Source organism: Pseudomonas sp. PS01299 (assembly GCF_029960145.1).
GTDB classification, from domain to species: Bacteria; Pseudomonadota; Gammaproteobacteria; order Pseudomonadales; family Pseudomonadaceae; genus Aquipseudomonas; species Aquipseudomonas putida_A.
The window spans coordinates 18,639-39,267 of record NZ_JASCPO010000038.1; the positions used below are offsets into that span (position 1 = coordinate 18,639).

General features: G+C 61.3%; 14 protein-coding genes. 4 read left to right on the forward strand and 10 right to left on the reverse strand.

Translation table 11 applies throughout. The annotated features are described in order from the left end of the window. Positions 1-121: 121 nt before the first annotated feature. From QMX91_RS09695 to QMX91_RS09740, 10 genes are all read right to left on the reverse strand, one after another. Positions 122-457 carry a YceK/YidQ family lipoprotein gene (locus QMX91_RS09695; protein WP_282412620.1) on the reverse strand — a complete coding sequence of 112 codons (336 nt, stop codon included), beginning with the start codon at positions 455-457 and terminating at the stop codon, positions 122-124. 213 nt (positions 458-670) lie between these two features. Further along, positions 671-2,122: a lipopolysaccharide kinase InaA family protein gene (locus tag QMX91_RS09700; protein ID WP_282412621.1), complete on the reverse strand. Its 1,452-nt coding sequence runs from the start codon at positions 2,120-2,122 to the stop codon at positions 671-673. Beyond that, entirely contained in the window at positions 2,122-2,874 is a 753-nt protein-coding gene (locus QMX91_RS09705) for a lipopolysaccharide kinase InaA family protein (protein ID WP_282412622.1), read from the reverse strand. Before QMX91_RS09705 ends, QMX91_RS09700 begins: the two co-directional genes overlap by 1 nt. Continuing rightward, positions 2,871-3,605 (reverse strand): lipopolysaccharide kinase InaA family protein, encoded by a 735-nt coding sequence (locus tag QMX91_RS09710; RefSeq protein WP_097087069.1) that lies wholly within the window; start codon positions 3,603-3,605, stop codon positions 2,871-2,873. Before QMX91_RS09710 ends, QMX91_RS09705 begins: the two co-directional genes overlap by 4 nt. Further along, positions 3,605-4,411 (reverse strand): lipopolysaccharide core heptose(I) kinase RfaP, encoded by an 807-nt coding sequence (rfaP, locus tag QMX91_RS09715; RefSeq protein WP_282412623.1) that lies wholly within the window; start codon positions 4,409-4,411, stop codon positions 3,605-3,607. Before rfaP ends, QMX91_RS09710 begins: the two co-directional genes overlap by 1 nt. After that, positions 4,412-5,533 carry a glycosyltransferase family 4 protein gene (locus QMX91_RS09720; protein WP_282412624.1) on the reverse strand — a complete coding sequence of 374 codons (1,122 nt, stop codon included), beginning with the start codon at positions 5,531-5,533 and terminating at the stop codon, positions 4,412-4,414. Beyond that, entirely contained in the window at positions 5,533-6,594 is a 1,062-nt protein-coding gene (waaC, locus tag QMX91_RS09725) for a lipopolysaccharide heptosyltransferase I (protein WP_282412625.1), read from the reverse strand. Before waaC ends, QMX91_RS09720 begins: the two co-directional genes overlap by 1 nt. Before the next feature lies 1 nt (position 6,595). Beyond that, positions 6,596-7,630, reverse strand: a complete 1,035-nt coding sequence (gene waaF, locus QMX91_RS09730; RefSeq protein ID WP_098966885.1) for a lipopolysaccharide heptosyltransferase II — start codon at positions 7,628-7,630, stop codon at positions 6,596-6,598. A gap of 327 nt (positions 7,631-7,957) precedes the next feature. Further along, positions 7,958-10,897, reverse strand: a complete 2,940-nt coding sequence (glnE, locus tag QMX91_RS09735) for a bifunctional [glutamate--ammonia ligase]-adenylyl-L-tyrosine phosphorylase/[glutamate--ammonia-ligase] adenylyltransferase (RefSeq protein WP_282412626.1) — start codon at positions 10,895-10,897, stop codon at positions 7,958-7,960. Further along, a complete protein-coding gene (locus QMX91_RS09740) occupies positions 10,894-11,019 on the reverse strand; it encodes a hypothetical protein (protein WP_256198919.1) in 126 nt (41 codons plus the stop codon). Before QMX91_RS09740 ends, glnE begins: the two co-directional genes overlap by 4 nt. Positions 11,020-11,281: 262 nt before the next feature. Here QMX91_RS09740 and aceE point away from each other — a divergent pair, with 262 nt between their 5' ends. The 4 genes from aceE (at position 11,282) to QMX91_RS09760 (ending at position 20,518) form a co-directional block, all read left to right on the forward strand. Next, entirely contained in the window at positions 11,282-13,927 is a 2,646-nt protein-coding gene (aceE, locus tag QMX91_RS09745; protein ID WP_003220999.1) for a pyruvate dehydrogenase (acetyl-transferring), homodimeric type, read from the forward strand. 11 nt (positions 13,928-13,938) lie between these two features. Beyond that, positions 13,939-15,891 (forward strand): dihydrolipoyllysine-residue acetyltransferase, encoded by a 1,953-nt coding sequence (gene aceF, locus QMX91_RS09750; protein ID WP_282412627.1) that lies wholly within the window; start codon positions 13,939-13,941, stop codon positions 15,889-15,891. A 279-nt stretch (positions 15,892-16,170) separates the two neighbouring features. Next, complete coding sequence (locus QMX91_RS09755) at positions 16,171-17,568, forward strand: alkaline phosphatase D family protein (protein ID WP_282412628.1); 1,398 nt, start codon at positions 16,171-16,173, stop codon at positions 17,566-17,568. Positions 17,569-17,821: 253 nt separating this feature from the next. Next, a complete protein-coding gene (locus tag QMX91_RS09760) occupies positions 17,822-20,518 on the forward strand; it encodes a GGDEF and EAL domain-containing protein (protein WP_097087058.1) in 2,697 nt (898 codons plus the stop codon). Positions 20,519-20,629: the final 111 nt, after the last annotated feature.

A 20,629-nucleotide genomic window follows, 5' to 3' on the forward strand; every position in this document is an offset into this window, starting at 1 on the left:
GATGTGCCCTCGCACCGGGCGAGAGACAGCTAAAGGGCGGGATTATAGCGTAAACGTGGCGGGAATGACCCTGTGCGAATTGCCCCAGGTGAATCGGCCAGGTGAAACCTTGCTTTCACACTCAATAACCGCCCGCGCGCCAATAGATACCGAGACTGCCGTCACTGGCTTGACGGTAAATCGTATACGGCAACACCACCGTATCCAGCACCCCGGACAACGGCAGGTCCAGCAGCACGAACGGCACCAGGACGCCGGAGGGGTCTGGGGGCGCGTGGAGTACGCAGAAGTCGAACGCCAGACCGCTGTAGATTCGCGGAATCGATTGGCAGTAGGTTTTCTGTTTGCGCATGTCGCGGGCGACGTCAGCGTCCATTTGCAACACCGAGGCGGCGGTGCCGCAGCCGGATAAAAGCCATGCGCATGTGCTGAGTGTTACGGCGTTTTTGATGGTCAAGTCTTGCCCTCCGAAGTGGTCAGGGCAAGCTAGCATCGGGGCTGGAGCGGGCACAGTTCATGCCTTCTGGAGCAGCTGTAGGACAAATCAGTGCAGTTTGTCCGCTATTGCTCAACGGGAGTTTTTTGGGGCTTTAAAGCCCTGTTGCGAGCAGGCTCGCTCCTACAGGGAAATGCTTTCCCATGTAGGAGCCAGCCTGCTGGCGAAGGCGGTTCAGGCCGCGCTGGAGATGTCCTTGGGCAACCGCTGATCGATCACCTGATACAGCGCGCTGTTCTCGGGCCAGTTGCGCATGAACCGTGCCCGATCCCGCGCATAGGCCGCTGCGAAACTTCCGACAGAGCTGTGCTGACACATCGAATCCAGATCGATCAGTGCCCAGCGATCTTCCTGCCAGAACAGGTTATGCCCCTTGAAGTCGCCATGGCTGATGCGCTCGGCAATCAATCGTGCGAACAGTCGATCCAGCGCCTGCAACTCGGATTCCGGCGCCGCACCGCTTTCCACATACGGCGCAAAGCGCTCGATGATGTCCGGCCCCGGCAGGAACTCGGTCACCAGATAAGCACGGCTGCGCAACCATAAAAAACGCTTTTCCAGCACCGCCAGTGGTTTCGGCGTGGCAATGCCGAGGAACGCCAGGCGATTGCCTTCGCGCCACGAATGCCACGCGCGGCTCGGGCGCCAGAAGCGCTTGAGCCAGTGCGCAAAGCCTTTGATGTTGTAGCGCTTGATCACCAGCGTACGCCCGGCCACTTCGACCTTGCCGACGCTCGCCGCGCCGCCGGTCTTGTACAGATGGCCCTGATCGAGCAGCGCATCGGCCTGATCCAGCACCGGGAGCATCGCCGCTTCTTCCTCGCGACGGATCGCCCGCAGACCGAACGCACCGCGCTGCACACTGAACAACGTGCACTCGCGGCCCACCTTGATCAGATAATCCTTCAGGCGCCAGGCGCGCACCTTGGCGATCTGCTTCTGCAAGGCTTCCAGCGGCAACGCGTGCTCGCTGTTGCTCAGCAGGTAATACACCAGCAATTCTTCGGTGAACGGCTCCAGTGACTTGGGCAACTGGGCGAAAAACACCCCGAGGTTTTCCAGCACTTTCTGCCGCGACAGCGGCTGGCCAGCGGTCTCGGCACAAATCCCGGCGCCATCGATCAGGTACAACTGACCGCCCTGGCGCAGCAGGTTGTCGAGGTGCAGATCTTCCTGCCACAGTCCTTTGCCATGCAGTTGGCCAATCGCGCCCAGCGCCTCGGCGAGTACCGCCGATTGCTCGTCCGCCAGCACCGGCAGTGATTCGACTTTCTGCCAGGCATCACCGAGGCTTTCAGCACCTTCGAGGAACTCGAACAGCAGCCAGCCGCCCTCGCCATCCTTCAGGCCATCAGCCAACAACAGCGGCGTGGTCAGACCTTGTTCGGCGAGCAACTTGACGCCCGCCAGTTCGCGCTGAAAATGCCGCGCAGCCTTGCTGCCCACCAGTAATTTGGCCAGCACCGGCCGCCCGCGCCAGACCCCGGCACCGACATAGCGCTGCCCCGGCAGCACCCGCAGCAGACTCAGCAGTTGCAGATCCGCTGGGCCTGCCGCATCGGCAAGCGAAATCGTCAGCGGCAGACTCGGCGCACGTCCGGCGTTTTTCAGTTCGGACAAGCGCATCAACGGGTCTCCTTGCGACTGCGCCGTGCAGTCAGGCGCGTCACCCAGCTGTCGACCAGCGAACTGTCGACTGGCTGATCGAGATAGGCCGCGAGCAATTCGCGTAATTGCGCCTCGCTCCATTCCGGCGCACGACGCAGTAGCGGCTCCAGATCCTTGACCCGGTCGCGCATGCCGAACAGCAGGGGTCGGGTCTTTTCCAGGTCGATCAACTGCGCCTTATACGCGCCGCCATCAGCCTGCAAAAAGATGTGTTTCGGATAAAAGCAGCCGTGTACCTGACGCACGCCGTGCAGCTGGCGCGCCAGTTGTCCACAGGCCTGGAGAATGGCCGATTGCTGCGCGGTGCTCAGCTCGGACCAGCGTTGCAGCAACGAGTCGAGATCATCCCAGCCGTCGAGGGCACGAGTCAGCAGGATCGCCCGGACATCGCCCTTGACCTTGCGCTCACCGAAGAACGCCGCTTGCAGCGCCGGGATCCCCAACTTGTTGTAGCGGCTGATGTTGCGAAACTCGCGGGCGAAACTCGGCTCGCCGAACGGCGCATGCAGGGTGCGGGTCAGGTAGTTGCTCTGGCGCTTGAGGTAGTAGGCCTGCCCTTCCAACTCCAGGCGAAACACGCTGCTCCAGCCACCGCCATCGGTGTTCGGTTCGTCCACGGCTTCGAGCTGTTTGGCCCAGAGCGCGTCGAAAGTGCCGAGGCCATGACGCTCAAGTAGCGCCCGGTCTTCAGCGGCCAGGAAATCAGTCATTCGCGTCCCTCGAAAAATCTCACCACGTGGCGAATCCGTTTCTTGTCGGCGGCATTCAGCCGATCACGTCCGCGGTATTGCAGGTAGAAGCGCAGGCGCTGGGTGTTCGACAGGTGATACTTGGCCACCTTGTCGAGACAGGCCAGATCCTTGGTGATCCGGTATTTGAGCCAGAAGCCGCGCCAGAAATCGCCGTTCGGGCAGTCGATCAGAAACAGCTGCGCCTGATCGTCGATCAGCAGGTTGCGCCATTTCAGATCGTTATGGGTAAAGCGGTGGTCGTGCATGGTTCGGGTGTAGCCGGCCAGTTGCCGGCTGATGCCATCGACCCACAGACGATCCTTGAGTTTCGGATCGTTGCGTTCGGCCAGCGCCGACAGGTCTTCGGTGCGCGGCAGCTCGCGGGTGATCATGGCGCCACGGGCATAGGCCGCGCCACGTCGCTCCAGACCCCAGGCCACCACTTCGGCGGTGGGAATGCCCCATTTGGCGAAGCGTTTTAGGTTCTGCCACTCCATCTTCACCCGTGGCTTGCCCAGGTAACGGCGCAAGCCTTTACCGGCGCCGACGTAGCGTTTGACGTAGTAATTCACGCCGTTGCGCTGCACGCGGATGACTTCGGACAGCGGATCACGGGTCAGACGTTCGCCCTGCAGGGCAAACACCGCTTCGAGGCTGCCGAAATCTTCGGCCAGTTCGCTGTATTGCGGTTCAAGCGTCCAACCCGCCATCAGAGCGCATCCCCGTAACGCTGTTTGCGCGCATAAAGCTTGTTGGCCTTGCCTTCGAGCCAGCTGAGCAACGGCGCTTCTTGCGCCAGGATCTGCCGTAGCGGCTGCTGGAAGTAGCCTTTGAGGAAACGCAGCTTGTCGCGACGGGTCAGGCCGATGTCCAGCGCCGAGAAATACAGCGCGGCCAGATCCTTGTTGCGCCAGCGTTGAGTGATCCGAGGACGGGTCTGGGCGCGGTGCAGGTCGATCACCGAGAGTTTGAAATCGTCCGGGGTGATCGGCTTGTCGGTGTGCAGCAGAAAGTGGCAGATGTAGCAGTCGCGGTGGTTGACCCCGGCGCGGTGCATCATGCCGGTCATGCGCGCGACTTCAGCGATCAGCGCGTGCTTGAGTTTCGGCTGCGGCGGGTTCTTGACCCAATCGATGCTCAAGTCTTCGAGGCTGATGGTCGGCGCCAGTTCTTCGGTGACGATGAACGAATGCTGATCCGCCGGGTTGCTGCCCTTCTCGCCGTAAGCCACGGCGGTCATGGTCGGCACCCCGACTTCCTGCAAACGCTGGATTGCCTTCCACTCCTGACCCGCGCCGAGCACCGGCAGCTTGGCGGTCAGCAGGTTCTTGAAGATCTCGCCCCAGCCGATGCCACGGTGGATCTTGACGAAAAATCCGTTGCCGTCGACTTCCGTGCGCAGAGTCCGTCGAGCTTCCAGCTCGCGGTAGACCTCGCCCTGCAAGCCTTCGACTTCGGCGAACGGGTCGCGCCCGGCCCAAAGGCTCTTGAACGGTTCAGCCAGCATCAACTTCATTTAAGCGTGCTCCGCCAGAATCACATCGGCCGCGTGCTGCGGCATGCTGTAGAGGTCGGCCGTCTCGGCGAAAGCCAGACCATTGCGGCTCCAGGCCGCGCGTGCAGCGTCGTCATTCAACATGTCAGTCAGGTACTGCGTCAGTTGCGCCTGATCGAACGGCTCGTCCAGCACTCGCCCGGCGTCCGCCTCGGCGATGTAATGGGCGTAACCGCAGACCGCGCTGACCAGCACCGGCAACCCGGCGACCAGCGCTTCGAGCAATACGGTGCCGGTGTTTTCGTTGTACGCCGGGTGGATCAACAGGTCGGCGCCAAGCAGGAAGCGCGGGATATCGCTGCGACCCTTGAGGAAGGTCACGTTGTCGCCCAGGCCCAAAGTCGTACTCTGCATCTGGAACAATTTGGGGTCATCCTGGCCGATTACAAACAGCCGGGTGCGCTTCTTCAGCTCGGCGGGCAGTGCAGCCAGCGCCTTGAGGCTGCGATCGACGCCCTTGGTCTTGAACCCGGAACCGATCTGCACCAGCAGCAGTTCGTCGTCCTTGAGGTTGAATTCGGCGCGGAAACCGGCGCGAATCTCGTCGGCATCCGCCGGCCGGCGACGGTCCTGGGCGATACCCGGCGGCAGCAGGTGGAAGCGCTCCAGCGGCGTGTCGTAGTGCTTGATGAACAGCGGCTGCTGCACTTCGGAAATCATCAGCACTTCGGTTTTCGCGTCTTTGGCGAACACCGCGCGCTCGTACTCGGCGAAGTGGCGGTAGCGGCCCCAGCGGCGGTACAGCGAATGGCGCAGGTTCTGCGCCTTGTCTTCGAAGCAGCCATCGGCGGCGTAGTAGACGTCCAGCCCCGGCATCTTGTTGAAGCCGATCAGGCGGTCCACCGGACGCTTTGCCAGATCCGCCTCCATCCACGCGCTGAGCTTCTCGTTGCGCCGATGGTTGAAGAACGCCTTGACCGGCGCCACCAGCACTTCGAAACCGGGCGGCACGTCGCCTTCCCAGATCAGCGTATAGACACGGATCTGATGGCCGCGCTTCTGGCATTCGAGGGCGATGCGCATGAAGTCGCGCTGCAAGCCACCGAACGGGAAATATTTGTACAGAACAAAAGCCAATTGCATCAGCGCAGCTCCTCAGCCATTAACAACGTGCTCAGTCGGCTGGCGACACGCTCGGGATTCAGACGCGTGAAGCACAGGGGCTGCTCGCGTTTCAGGTCAAACTGACGGGCATCCTGCGCGGTCGGTTGGTAAGTGCATTTCTTTTGCAGGCAAGGGGCGCAGGGGAAATCACTGGCCATGTGAATCTGCACCTTGCCGTAGGCGCCGGTCAGGCCCGGGTTGGTCGGGCCGAACAGGGAAATCGTCGGCACATCCAGCGCGGCTGCGAGGTGACCGAGACCGGTGTCCACCGCGACGCAAGCCTGGGCGCCGGCCAGCACTTTGCCGACCCCGGCCAGATTCAGCCTCGGTAGCACTTCGGCGTGCTTGAAACCGGCGGCAATCCGTTCGGCACGGGCCTTCTCCAGCGGGTTGCCCCACGGCAGCTTGACCCCGACACCCAGATAGCCGACCCGCTCGGTCAGCTCGCGCCAGTAGGCTTCCGGCCAGTGCTTGGTGTCCCACGTGGTGCCGTGCAGGAACACCACGAACGCGCTCTTGCGCGGCAATTCCACCAGACGCTCGACGTTGAGGCCGTAGTCGCCCAACCCTTTGGGCAGGTCATAACCGAGGGCGATGGCGAACAGCTGACGCACCCGTTCGACCGCATGCTGCCCACGGGCCACCGCCAGTTTGCGGTCATAGAAACGTGCAGCGATCGGCTCGCGCGCCGAGCCTTTGTCGAGGCCGGCCACCGGGGCTTTGACGTAGCGCGTCAGCCAGGCGCTTTTCAGCAGGCCCTGAGCGTCGATCACCAGATCGTATTGGCTGGCGCGCACGCTTTGCTTGAAGCGCTTCCAATCGCCGCTCTTGATGGTCTGCCAGAGGTTCTTGCGCCAGCGGCGGATCGCCACGGGAATCACCTTGCCGACGGCCGGGTGCCAGGTCGGGATCTCGGCGAAGCCTTCTTCCACCACCCAGTCGAACTTGATCCCGGGGATGGCCCGGGCCGCGTCGGTCAGCGCCGGCAACGCGTGAATCACGTCGCCCAGCGATGAAGTCTTGATCAGCAATACCCGCAACTTAATGAACCTCGACCACGGAGCCCTGCAGTTTCTGCAAGGCATCGTTGACCGCGTCCGGCATCAGCTGGCGCAGGCAGTTGTAATGGCCGAACCGGCAGGTACGGTCGAAGCACGGGCTGCAATCGAGGCCCAGACGCACGACTTCGACGTGTTCGGCCAACGGCGGCGTGAAGCCCGGCGAGGTCGAGCCATACACCGCCACCAACGGGCGATTCAGCGCAGCGGCGACGTGCATCAGACCAGAGTCGTTGGACACCACCGAATCGGCGCACGACAGCAGGTCGATGGCTTCGGCCAGCGAGGTGCCGCCGCTGAGGTTGACCGATTCTTCACGCAGGCCGGGAATCAGCCGTGCGCGAATGTCTTCGCCTACCGCGTGGTCGTTTTTCGAGCCGAACAGCCACACCTGCCAGCCTTCGCGAATCCGCGCTTCGGCGACCTTGGCGTAGTGCTCGGACGGCCAGCGCTTGGATTCGCCGAACTCGGCGCCGGGGCACAGGGCCAACACCGGACGGTCCAGAGTCAGGCCGAACTTGGCCAGCGCCGCTTCGCGGGTCACCGGATCGATTTGCAGGCTCGGACGCGGATAAGGCTTTGGCAGCTCGGCGTTCGGCTCGTAAGCCAGCGCCATGAAGCGCTCGATCATCAGCGGATAACGTTCTTTATCCAGCGTGCGCACGTCATTGAGCAGGCCGTAGCGGAATTCGCCACGCCAGCCGGTGCGTTGTTTGATGCCGGCGAAAAACGGCACCAGCGCCGATTTCAGCGAGTTCGGCAGCAGGATGGCCTGATCGTACTGGCCGGCCAAGGACTTGCCGATCCGCCGACGCGTCGCCAGTTCCAGCGCGCCATGGCCGAGCGGAAAGCTCAAGGCCTTGCGCACTTCAGGCATGCGCTCAAGGATCGGCCGGCTCCACTCGGGGGCCAGCACGTCGATTTCGCATTGCGGGTGGCGCTGCTTGAGACACTGAAACAGTGTCTGCGCCATCACCATGTCACCGACCCAACTGGGCCCAACGATCAGAATATTCATGTGGTTTCCATAAACGAACCGGGGAGGCATTTACGCCTCCCCGCCTCGAGAATTCTACAAACACTGTAGATCTGCTGTGGAAGCGCGCTTGCTCGCGAAAGGGTCTTCACATCCAACATTATTGTCGTCTGATACTCCGCTATCGCGAGCAGGCTCGCTCCCACAGGGTTTTGCATCCGGCCCTTAATCTGCAATCAACGCAAATCCAATGTGGGAGCGGGCTTGCTCGCGAAGGGGCCGTCACATCCTGCATCGAAGGTGACTGACACTGCGCATTCGCGAGCAAGCTCGCTCCCACAAGGTAATCGGTGCTTCAAATATCCGGTTTCAGCTTAGCCCCAACTCTTTCCAGATCCGCAATACCTGCCGGCGCTCCTCGACAAACTGGTCGCCTGCAATCACCCCGGCGTCCTTCTGCAAGGCTTGCCGGTGGGCGGCGGAGCGGTAGGCTTTATAGGCCTCACGCAGCAGGCTGGCATCTTCGGCAGGCATCAGCCCTTCGTGTTCCAGCTCTTCCAGAATGCGGATGTTATCGGTCCAGCGTAGCAATGGCGGGTGGCTGTGCGACCACGCCAGGGCCGCGTATTGCACCATAAATTCAATATCGACGATACCTCCGGCGTCCTGCTTGAGGTCGAACGGCGCCGTGGCCTCGAAGGCATTTGCCGCGGTACCGGCCGCCGTGCTCTTGCTGCCGAGGTTATCGCGCATCTTGGCGCGCATCTCGCTGACTTCCTGTTGCAGCTTCGCCAGATCCCGCGCCTTGCCCAAAACCTGCGCGCGGACTTTCTCGAAGGCCTGGCCGACATCCTGACTGCCGACCAGCACCCGCGCCCGCACCAGGGCCTGATGCTCCCAGGTCCAGGCTTCATTTTCCTGATAGCGCTCAAACGCCCCGAGCGAGCTGACCAACAGCCCCGACGCGCCGGACGGGCGCAAACGCATGTCCACTTCATACAGCTGGCCGGAGTTGGTCTGCGCCGTCAGCAAGTGAATGATCCGCTGCCCCAGCCGGGTGAAGAACTGCGCGCCATCGATGGGCTTCGGCCCGTCGGTTTCCGCCTGCGGATCGCCGTCATGGATGAACACCAAGTCCAGGTCCGAACCATGCCCCAGTTCCAGCCCGCCGACTTTGCCATAACCGACAATGATGAAGCCGGGATCGCACAAACTGCCGTCAGTGCGCAGCGGCGTGCCGTATTTGGCCACCGTCTGACGCCAGGCCAGCGCCAGCACTTGCTCGAGAATCGCTTCGGCGAGCCAGGTCAGGTAATCACTGACTTTCATCAGCGGCAGGCTGCCGGCGATTTCCGAGGCAGCGACGCGCAAACGGTGAGCCAGTTTGAAGTGGCGCAGCGCTTCCATCTGCTGTTCGAGGTCGTCTTCGGGGATCCGCGTCAGGCGCTCGCGCAATTCGGCGGCCAGTTCCGGCGCCAGTGGCGGCTTGAACAGCCGGCCTTCGTTGAGCAATTCATCGAGCAGCAGCGGGAAACGGGTGATCTGCTCGGCGATCCACGGACTGGCCGCACACAGCGTCAGCAAGCGCCGCAGGGCGCCGGGGTTTTCCGTCAGCAACACTAAATAAGCCGAACGTCGCGCCACGGCTTCGACCAGTGGCAGCACCCGCTCCAGCACCAGATCCGGGTTGTCATGCTCCACCGCCTGAGCCAGCAGGCGCGGAATAAACGCATCGAGACGCTCACGACCCAGCCGCTGCATCGCGCGTAACTGCGGGCTGCCGCGCAAACCGGCCAGCGCTTTCAGCGCTTTGGTCGCGTCCTTGAATCCGCCTTCTTCCAGTTGCCGGCAAGCAGCCTCTTCGTCCTGCTCTTCTTCCCACAGCGGCAACCACTCACCGCCCACCACCACTTCGCAGTCGGCGCCCTCTTCCTCATCGGGATCGGCGATCACCTGCGCGAAGTGCCAGGCCACCCGGCCGCGCCAGAACATCAGCTTTTCGTGGAAGGCATGCCAATCGGCGAAGCCCAGCATGAACGCGATCCGCGCCTGATCCTGAGCGCCGTCCGGCAACATCTGGGTCTGGCGATCGGCGATCGCCTGGATCGCGTGTTCGGTGTAACGCAGGAATTCATAACCTTCGCGCAATTCACTGATCACTGCCGGCGGCAGATAGCCCTGTCCTTCCAGCGTGCTCAGCACCTTTAATAGAGGACGCTGTTGCAGGCTGAGGTCGCGCCCGCCGTGAATCAACTGAAAAGCCTGGGCAATGAACTCGACCTCGCGGATACCGCCGGAGCCGAGTTTTATGTTGTCGGCCATGCCCTTGCGCCGCACTTCCTGCTGGATCAGCTGCTTCATGGTGCGCAGCGCTTCGATCGCCGAGAAGTCCAGGTAACGGCGGTAAACGAACGGGCGCAGCATGTCGAGCAACTGTGCGCCCGCCGCTTGATCACCGGCCACCACCCGCGCCTTGATCATCGCGTAGCGTTCCCAGTCGCGGCCCTGATCCTGGTAATACTGTTCCAGCGCATTGAAGCTCAGCACTAGCGCGCCGGATGAACCGTACGGACGCAGGCGCATGTCGACGCGGAACACGAAGCCGTCGACCGTCATCGGGTCGAGGGCCTTGATCAGGCGCTGACCGAGGCGAATGAAGAATTCCTGATTATCCAGCGCGCGTTTCACGCCGACGGTTTCGCCGCCCTCGGGGTAGGCGAAGATCAGGTCGATGTCCGACGACAGGTTCAGCTCGACCGCGCCGAGCTTGCCCATGCCGAGGATGACCATCTGCTGCGGCAAGCCGCTGCGCCGGCCGGTCGGCGTACCGAACTGCTGGCAATGGCGGCTGTACAGCCATTGGTAGGCTTGGTCGATGGTGGCGTCGGCCATGTCCGACAGGTCGCGACAGGTCTGTACCAGATCAGCCTGGCGGTTCAGGTCACGCCAGATGATCCGCACTTGATGGCGGGCACGCTGGCGACGCAGGACGCGACCGAGTTCGTCTTCGCTTTGCGCGGCAGCCACCGCTGCGGCAATCTGCGCGCAGAGTTCACCCGGCGCGAACGGCCGGTCGAGTTCACCGGACTGCACCAGTGACAACAACATCAAAGGGTCACGAACGCTCTGTTCAATAACGAAATCGCTGGCGGCACTGACGCGGGCGAATTGCGCCCAGCGCTCCGGGGTCCAGTTGGAGAAGCCGTGATCGTCTTCCAGCGCGGCGACGGCCGTACGGAACGACTGCTCGGATCGAGTGACCAACGGCAGGAGAATGGCGGGGAGTTCAGCGAGCACGGGCAGGGTCATGGTCTATCCTTGATCGGCGTGTAAATGGCCGCTTGTAGTGTTTGATGAAAACCCGCTACGCGAAGGACTGTCGAACAAAAGTTAGAAATAGCTGAAATTTCTTCTTCTTTGGCATCCAGCATCAAACTTTCACCTTTTTCGGATGGTAATCGACCAACCTTAACGATTATTCTCACAACGCAGTCGGAGGCCACAAGCCTTTCCTCTGTAGTTTTACTACTCGTCTATACAGGCGAAAGGCTGAAATGCTCAAAGATTTGTAGTAAAACTACACGCCGCCGGAACAACCTGTCGGCAATCCAAGAATTTTAAATCGTCTGCCCACAAGGCCAGTCGCAAACTCAGGCAACCGATTCTGGAAGCCTTTCCGCCCTGGAGCAAGCCATGCAAGACCTCGATCCCGTCGAAACCCAGGAATGGCTGGACGCCCTGGAATCGGTTCTCGACAAAGAAGGCGAAGACCGTGCTCACTATCTGATGACCCGTATGGGTGAACTGGCGACCCGCAGCGGTTCGCAGCTCCCTTACGCCATCACCACGCCTTACCGCAACACCATCCCGGTAACCCACGAAGCACGCATGCCTGGCGACCTGTTCATGGAACGCCGCATTCGCTCGCTGGTGCGCTGGAACGCAATGGCCATGGTAATGCGTACGAACCTGAAAGATTCTGACCTGGGTGGTCACATCTCCAGCTTCGCTTCCAGTGCGACCCTGTATGACATCGGCTTCAACTATTTCTTCCAGGCCCCGACCGACGAACACGGCGGCGACCTGATCTACTTCCAGGGCCACACCTCGCCAGGCGTTTACGCCCGTGCGTTCATGGAAGGTCGCATCACCGAAGACCAGATGAACAACTTCCGCCAGGAAGTCGACGGTCAGGGCCTGTCGTCCTACCCGCACCCTTGGCTGATGCCTGACTTCTGGCAGTTCCCGACCGTATCCATGGGTCTGGGTCCGATCCAGGCGATCTACCAGGCACGCTTCATGAAGTACCTGGAACACCGCGGCTTCATCCAGCCGGGCAAACAGAAAGTCTGGTGCTTCCTGGGCGACGGCGAGTGCGACGAGCCGGAATCCCTCGGTGCGATCTCCCTGGCCGGCCGCGAGAAGCTGGACAACCTGATCTTCGTCATCAACTGCAACCTGCAGCGCCTCGACGGCCCGGTTCGCGGCAACGGCAAGATCATCCAGGAACTCGAAGGCGTGTTCCGCGGTGCTCAGTGGAACGTGACCAAAGTCATCTGGGGCCGTTTCTGGGACCCACTGCTGGCCAAGGACGTCGACGGCATCCTGCAACGTCGCATGGACGAAGTCATCGACGGCGAGTACCAGAACTACAAAGCCAAAGACGGCGCGTTCGTTCGCGAGCACTTCTTCAACACGCCTGAACTCAAGGCGATGGTTGCCGATCTGTCCGACGACGAGATCTGGAAACTCAACCGCGGCGGCCACGACCCGTACAAGGTCTATGCGGCGTACCACGAAGCGGTCAACCACAAAGAACAACCAACCGTCATCCTGGCCAAGACCATCAAGGGTTATGGCACCGGTGCCGGCGAAGCGAAAAACACTGCGCACAACACCAAGAAAGTCGACGTCGACAGCCTGAAGTTGTTCCGCGACCGCTTCGACATCCCGGTCAAGGACGAAGAGCTGGAGAACCTGCCGTTCTTCAAGCCAGAGCCAAACAGCGCCGAAGCCCGCTACCTGAGCGAGCGCCGTGCTGCACTGGGCGGTTTCGTACCGCAGCGCCGCGCGCAGAGCTTCAGCGTACCGACCCCGGACCTGGACACCCTGAAAGCCATCCTCGATGGTTCGGGCGACCGTGAAATTTCCACCACCATGGCTTTCGTGCGAATCCTCGCGCAACTGGTCAAGGACAAGGAAATCGGCCCGCGCATCGTGCCGATCATCCCGGACGAAGCCCGTACCTTCGGTATGGAAGGCATGTTCCGTCAGTTGGGCATCTACTCCTCCGTCGGCCAGCTCTACGAGCCAGTCGATAAAGACCAGGTGATGTTCTACAAGGAAGACCAGAAAGGTCAGATCCTTGAAGAAGGCATCAACGAAGCAGGCGCCATGAGTTCCTTCATCGCTGCCGGTACTTCGTACTCCAGCCACAACCAGCCGATGCTGCCGTTCTACATCTTCTACTCGATGTTCGGCTTCCAGCGTATCGGTGACCTGGCCTGGGCCGCTGGCGACAGCCGTACCCGTGGCTTCCTGATCGGCGGCACCGCCGGCCGTACCACCCTGAACGGTGAAGGCCTGCAGCACGAAGACGGTCACAGCCACCTGCTGGCCGCGACCATCCCGAACTGCCGCACCTACGATCCGACCTACGGCTACGAGCTGGCGGTGATCATTCAGGACGGCATGAAGAAGATGACCGAAGAGCAACAGGACATCTTCTACTACATCACCGTGATGAACGAGTCGTACCAGCAGCCAGCCATGCCGGCCGGTGCCGAAGAAGGCATCAAGAAAGGCATGTACCTGCTCGAAGAAGACACCCGCGATGCGGCGCATCACGTACAACTGATGGGCTCCGGCACCATCCTGCGTGAAGTGCGTGAAGCGGCGAAGATCCTGCGTGAAGAGTTCAACATCGGCGCCGACGTATGGAGCGTCACCAGCTTCAACGAACTGCGTCGCGACGGCCTGGCCGTTGAGCGCAGCAACCGTCTGAAGCCTGGCCAGAAGCCTAAGCAGAGCTACGTTGAAGAGTGCCTGAGCGGCCGTAAGGGTCCGGTCATCGCTTCTACCGACTACATGAAGCTGTTCGCCGAGCAGATCCGTCAGTGGGTACCGTCCAAGGAATTCAAAGTCCTGGGCACCGACGGTTTCGGCCGCAGCGACAGCCGCAAGAAACTGCGTCATTTCTTCGAAGTCGACCGTCATTTCGTGGTGTTGGCAGCCCTGGAAGCACTGGCTGACCGTGGTGATATCGAACCTAAAGTGGTGGCCGAGGCCATCGTCAAGTTCGGCATCGACCCGGAAAAACGCAACCCACTGGACTGCTGAGGAGACATTTTGTGAGCGAACTCATTCGCGTACCTGACATCGGCAGCGGTGAAGGTGAAGTAATTGAACTGTTTGTGAAGGTCGGCGACCGTATCGAAGCCGACCAGAGCATCCTGACCCTGGAATCGGACAAGGCCAGCATGGAAGTGCCGGCCCCGAAAGCCGGCGTCATCAAGAGCCTGAAAGTCAAGCTGGGCGACCGTCTGAAAGAAGGCGACGAGCTGCTTGAGCTGGAAGTCGAGGGCGCCGCGCAAGCGGCACCTGCGCCTGCTGCTGCACCGGCTGCAAAAGCTGAAGCCAAACCGGCTGCCGCTCCTGCTGCTGCGGCGCCAGCCGCTGCCCCTGCTGCCGCTTCGGTGCAGCAAGTGCACGTGCCGGACATCGGTTCGTCGGGCAAGGCGCAGATCATCGAGATCCAGGTCAAGGTCGGCGACACCGTCGAGGCTGATCAATCTTTGATCACCCTGGAATCCGACAAGGCCAGCATGGAAATCCCGTCGCCTGCCGCGGGCGTGGTCAAGGCCATCAGCGTCAAACTCAACGACGAAGTCGGCACGGGCGACCTGATTCTGGATCTGGAAGTGGCGGGTGCTGCGGCCGCTCCGGCTCAGGCCGCTGCGCCAGCCGCTGCTGCTGCGCCTGCTCCGGCTGCCGCCCCGGCTGCTCCGGTTGCCGACAGCGTTCAGGACATCCACGTTCCGGACATTGGTTCGGCCGGCAAGGCCAAGATCATCGAAGTCCTGGTCAAGGCTGGTGACAGCGTTGAAGCCGACCAGTCGCTGATCACCCTCGAATCCGACAAGGCAAGCATGGAAATCCCATCGCCTGCCGCTGGCGTGGTGGAAAGCATTTCCATCAAGCTGGACGACGAAGTCGGCACCGGCGACCTGATCCTCAAGCTGAAAGTCAAAGGCGCAGCCCCTGCTGCTGCCCCGGCTCCAGCTGCCGCCGCTGCGCCAAGCGCTCCGGCACCGGCCGCTGCTGCTCCGGCTGCCGCTGCACCTGCTGCTGCCGCTCCGGTTGCTGCTCCGGCCAAGCCTGGTGCCAAAGTTCACGCCGGCCCGGCCGTGCGTCAACTGGCCCGCGAGTTCGGCGTCGAGCTGAGCGCCGTTGGCGCCAGCGGTCCGCACGGTCGCATCCTCAAGGAAGACGTGCAGGTTTACGTCAAGGCGATGATGCAGAAGGCCAAGGAAGCACCGGCCGCTGCTGGCGGCGCAACCGGTGGCGCGGGCATCCCGCCGATCCCGGTCGTGGACTTCAGCCGCTTCGGTGAAATCGAAGAAGTGCCGATGACCCGCCTGATGCAGGTCGGCGCTGCCAACCTGCACCGCAGCTGGCTGAACGTGCCGCACGTGACGCAATTCGACTCGGCGGATATCACCGAGCTGGAAGCCTTCCGCGTTGCGCAAAAAGCCGTCGCCGAGAAGGCCGGCGTCAAGCTGACCATCCTGCCGCTGCTGCTCAAGACCTGCGCGCACCTGCTCAAGGAGCTGCCGGACTTCAACAGTTCGCTGGCGCCAAGCGGCAAGGCGATCATTCGCAAGAAGTACGTCAACATCGGTTTCGCGGTCGACACTCCAGATGGCCTGCTGGTACCGGTCATCAAGAACGTCGACCAGAAGAGCCTGCTGCAACTGGCTGCAGAAGCTGCTTCGCTGGCTGAAAAAGCCCGCACCAAGAAGCTCTCTTCGGACGAGATGCAAGGCGCCTGCTTCACCATTTCCAGCCTCGGCCACATTGGCGGCACCGGCTTCACGCCGATCGTCAACGCGCCGGAAGTGGCGATCCTCGGTGTTTCCAAGGCAACCATCCAGCCAGTCTGGGACGGCAAAGCCTTCCAGCCGAAACTGATGCTGCCACTGTCGCTGTCCTACGATCACCGTGTGATCAACGGCGCCGCCGCTGCACGCTTCACCCAGCGTCTGGGCAGCCTGCTGGGCGACATCCGCACCATCCTGCTGTAAAGCGTTCGGCCCTCCGGCAACGGAGGGCCGATTGCGTCCCACGTTTTCGAGCGCCACACGCTCGTACCTCAACCCCGTCAGTTTGACGGGGCTTTTTTTGCCCGAAGAAAAGTCACAACGCTTTTATTCCTACAACTTCGGTCTACTTAAGCCACGACTCCAGTCCACTTCGCGCCGATATTTTTTATCCGCCGACAACTAACCTTGGCGGCACAAGTTAAACGAATAACTTGCTAAACACTGACCGTTATTCAAGTATCAATTCGAACGGATTCGAACATGTTAAAACCAACTGTCGGCCCGATTATTGGCCATACAACAACTAATCACGCACGCATCTTCATGCGCGGCGACTTGCAAAACAACGCCACCACATTTGCCGGCCTGCGTTATCGAAAGCGCGACAGCAATCAATGGTCAAATAGCCTTTTTTCCCGTTTAAGTGCTTTGCGCGATTTTTGCCAGGTCTTTTCATTGAATAACCTGGAGAGCCATTGCGAATACGAATACCAGACGGGCTGGTTCAGCCCCATGAGCCCGGTGCATACCGTCGAAAGCATCGCCGAATTGCCTTTGCAATGGCCGCGCGAGATCTACCGCTTTCGCACCCGCGCCAGCGACGCCGTGCAGCCACGCGCTTACATCATCGGCTCCTGTCGCTACCTGCGCATGACCGCCGGCATCGCTTCCCTGCCCCAAATTGGCGACCGTATATTCGCCTCGATCAATCAGTTGATCGAAGGCGCCGAGCCGCCGATCAGCGCCACCCTGATGACCGGAGACCAGATCTATGTCGACGACCTCAACCTGATTGCCCCGGATCGCGAATACAAGGACATCCTCGATAAATATCGCGCGGCGTTCTCGCAACCGAATATTCAGCGGCTGATGTCCGGCACTTCGACTTACATGATCCTCGACGATCACGAAATTGAAGACAACTGGCCGGCGAACGCCAGCAAGTCCGATCATGAGTTATATCGCAATGCAATGGCGGCGTATGAGTTGTATCAAGCCAGTCATAGTCCGGCGCATGAACTAACAGTTGATGGCGAGATTGATCATTCAAAACTGGCGCATTACTGGTATCAGTTCAGCGATGGCGATATTGAATGGTTTGTCACTGATAGCCGCACTCGGCGCAACCTGGCTGCTGATGATCGACGCATCCTGGACAGCGAGCAGGAACAGGCCCTGGTCGCCTGGCTGAGCAACAGCAAGGCACGGGTCAAATTCGTGGTCACCAGCGTGATGTTCTATCCGGATCGCAAACTGCACGGCGACGATGCCTGGAAAGCCTTCCCGGAGCAGCGCCTGCGCCTGCTGGAAACCATCCGCACCCGACAGATCAGGAATGTCGTATTCGTCTCAGGCGATGTGCACGGCTCGCTGACCTCGCGCCTGACCCACAGCGAAGACCCGGAATTCGAAGTCCACACCATCGTTTCCTCGCCGCTGTGCAACAGCAAGCTGTTGCCCTACGCCAAGGCGTCGACGTTCATCCTCGATCAACCGCTGGCGCGCACGGCCGCGGGCGATTATCGGCATGAATTGACCAGCGCGGTGGTCAGTGAGGACAACTTCGCCCATGTGGTGGTCGAGGCTGATCAGATTCTGGTCAATTACCATGATCGGGATGGCAAGAAGCTGCAATCGATCAGCATTAAATTGCGTTGAATTCTGAAAAGATCGCAGCCTGCGGCAGCTCCTGCAGGACTTCGTATTCCCTGTAGGAGTTGCCGCAGGCTGCGATCTTTTGCTCTTTTCAACCACCCACTGGAGAAATGCCCCGAGCGGCCGACACATTCTTATAGCACTTGGCCTTCATCTCTCTTGTCAGTCGGTGCCGCAATGATGCAACCTTGCCGCAGGCAACAGTAAAGAGGGCGCGAGCCCGGCGCGTTCAGCATATTTCCAAGCGAGTTCCTTCATGAAGAGCCAACCCGATGCCGCCAGCCGTATGGCGGCCGAGGTAGTGACGCAGTTGCCTGTGCCCTCGCGGCTCGGCATGCTGCGTTTCGAGCGCTTGAATGAAGCCAGTTGGGCGATGCTGTTTCTTGACCCCAACTGCGAACGCCAGTTCGGCCAGCCGGCCGTCGAGCTCTGTGCACTGGTCGGCTCGCCATACGCCAGCCTGATGGAGCCTGAAGCGCGCTATCAGTTGCACGATGCGATCCAGCAGCAACTGCGCGACAGCCCGCATTATCTGGTGCGCTACACACTGCACACCGCTGCGGGCGTGCTGAGCATCCTCGAACTGGGCGAAGCCTATAAACAGCACAACCGGCATCTGTTGCGTGGCTACCTGCTGGCAGTCGATGACGTGTTCGACGAAGCGCCAACGCTGCCGTCCGTTGACCTCGAAACCCAGAACTCGCGCCTGCAGATCGCCCTCGAACTCAACCAACGTGCCCAGCAGGAACAACTGCAGCACCTTGATCGGGTGCGCGCCCAGCAGGATCTGATTCTGCTGCTCGCCCGCCAGCGCTACAGCAGCCACAACTCGCTGCAGGAAGCCGCCGAACTGATCACCCGCTGCGCCTGCGATATCTATGAAATCGACTGCGCCAGCCTGTGGAACCTCGAAGGCAATCTGCTGGTACCGATTTCGGCGTATCACCGCGCGACGCAGGAATACATCCTGCCGGAGGTGATCGACATCAGCGGCTTCCCCGACTACATGGAAGCGCTGCACGGCAGCCGCGCCATCGACGCGCATAATGCGATGCGCGACCCGCGAACCCGTGAGATGGCCGAAGCCCTGCGCCCGCGTGACGTCAACGCCATGCTCGACGCCAGCATCCGGGTCGACGGCCAGGTGGTCGGCGTGCTCTGCCTGGAGCAGACCGGCGTCACCCGCGCTTGGCAGTCCGACGAAATCGCCTTTGCCGGTGAGCTGGCCGACCAGTTCGCCCAGGTCATCAACAACCACAACCGCCGCACCGCCACCAGCGCCCTGCACCTGTTCCAGCGTGCGGTCGAGCAAAGCGCCAACGCCTTTCTGCTGGTCAATTGCGACGGCGTGGTCGAGTACGTCAACCCGAGCTTCACCGCGATCACCCAGTATTCCACCGAGGAAGTCCACGGCCAGCGCCTGTCGGAGCTGCCGGCGCTGGAAAACCTCAGCGAGCTGCTGTTCGACGCACCCTCGGCGCTGGCCAAGAGCAACAGCTGGCAGGGCGAATTCAAGAGCCGGCGCAAAAACCTCGAACCGTACTGGGGCCAGTTGTCGATCTCCAAGGTGTACGGCGACAACCGTGAGCTGACGCACTACATCGGCATCTACGAAGACATCACCCAGACCAAACTGGCGCAGCAGCGCATCGAGCGTCTGGCCTACACCGACAACTTGACCAACCTTGGCAACCGCCCGGCGTTTATCCGCAATCTGGACGAACGCTTCGCCCGCGATAGCGACACACCGATCAGCCTGCTGCTGGTGGACATCGACAACTTCAAGCGGATCAACGACAGCCTCGGTCACCAGACCGGTGACAAACTGCTGATCAGCCTCGCCCGGCGCCTGCGCAACAGCCTGAGCCCGAGTGGCAGCCTCGCGCGCTTCGCCAGTAACGAATTTGCGGTGCTGCTCGACGACACCGACCTCGCCACCGGCCAGCAGATCGCCAACCAGTTGCTGGCGACCCTCGACAAACCGATGTTCGTCGACAACCAGCTGATCAGCGTCACCGGCTCCGTGGGCCTGGCCTGCGCGCCTCTGCACGGCCGCGACCCGCAAACCCTGATGCGCAACGCCGGCCTCGCGCTGCACAAGGCCAAGGCCAACGGCAAACATCAGGTCCAGGTGTTCACCGAAGCGTTGAATGCCGAGGCCAGTTACAAGCTGTTCGTCGAGAACAACCTGCGCCGCGCCCTGACCCAGAACGAGCTGGACGTGTTCTACCAGCCCAAGCTGTGCCTGCGCAGCGGTCGCCTGCTGGGCATGGAAGCGCTGCTGCGCTGGAATCACCCGGAACGCGGCATGATCCGCCCGGACCAGTTCATCAGCGTTGCCGAAGAGACCGGCCTGATCATCCCGATCGGCAAGTGGATTGCGCGTCAGGCCTGCCGCATGAGCAAGGCGCTGACCGCCGCCGGCCTGGGCAATCTGCAAGTGGCGATCAACCTCTCGCCGAAGCAGTTCTCAGACCCGGATCTGGTCGCATCCATCGCCAACATCCTCAAGGAAGAAGCGCTGCCGGCCAATCTGCTCGAACTGGAGCTGACCGAAGGTCTGCTGCTGGAAGCCACTGAAGACACGCACTTGCAGCTCGATCAGCTCAAGCGCCTGGGTCTGACCCTGGCCATGGACGACTTCGGCACCGGTTACTCGTCGCTCAGCTACCTGAAGAAATTCCCGATCGACATCATCAAGATCGATCGCAGCTTCATCCACGAAATCCCCGACAACCAGGACGACATGGAAATCACCTCCGCGGTAATCGCCATGGCGCACAACCTGAAACTCAAAGTCGTGGCCGAAGGCATCGAGACCGCCGAGCAACTGGCGTTCCTGCGTCGCCACCGCTGCGACGTCGGCCAGGGCTACCTGTTCGACCGGCCGATCCCCGGCGCCGAGCTGATCCAGGCGCTCAAGCGCTACCCGCGCGGCCCGCTCTGCCTCTAGACCCAAAGATACCCTGTCGATGAACTCCCCTTGTGGGAGCGGGCTTGCTCGCGAATGCGGTTTGTCAGGCAATGTTGATGTCGACTGACACACCGCATTCGCGAGCAAGCC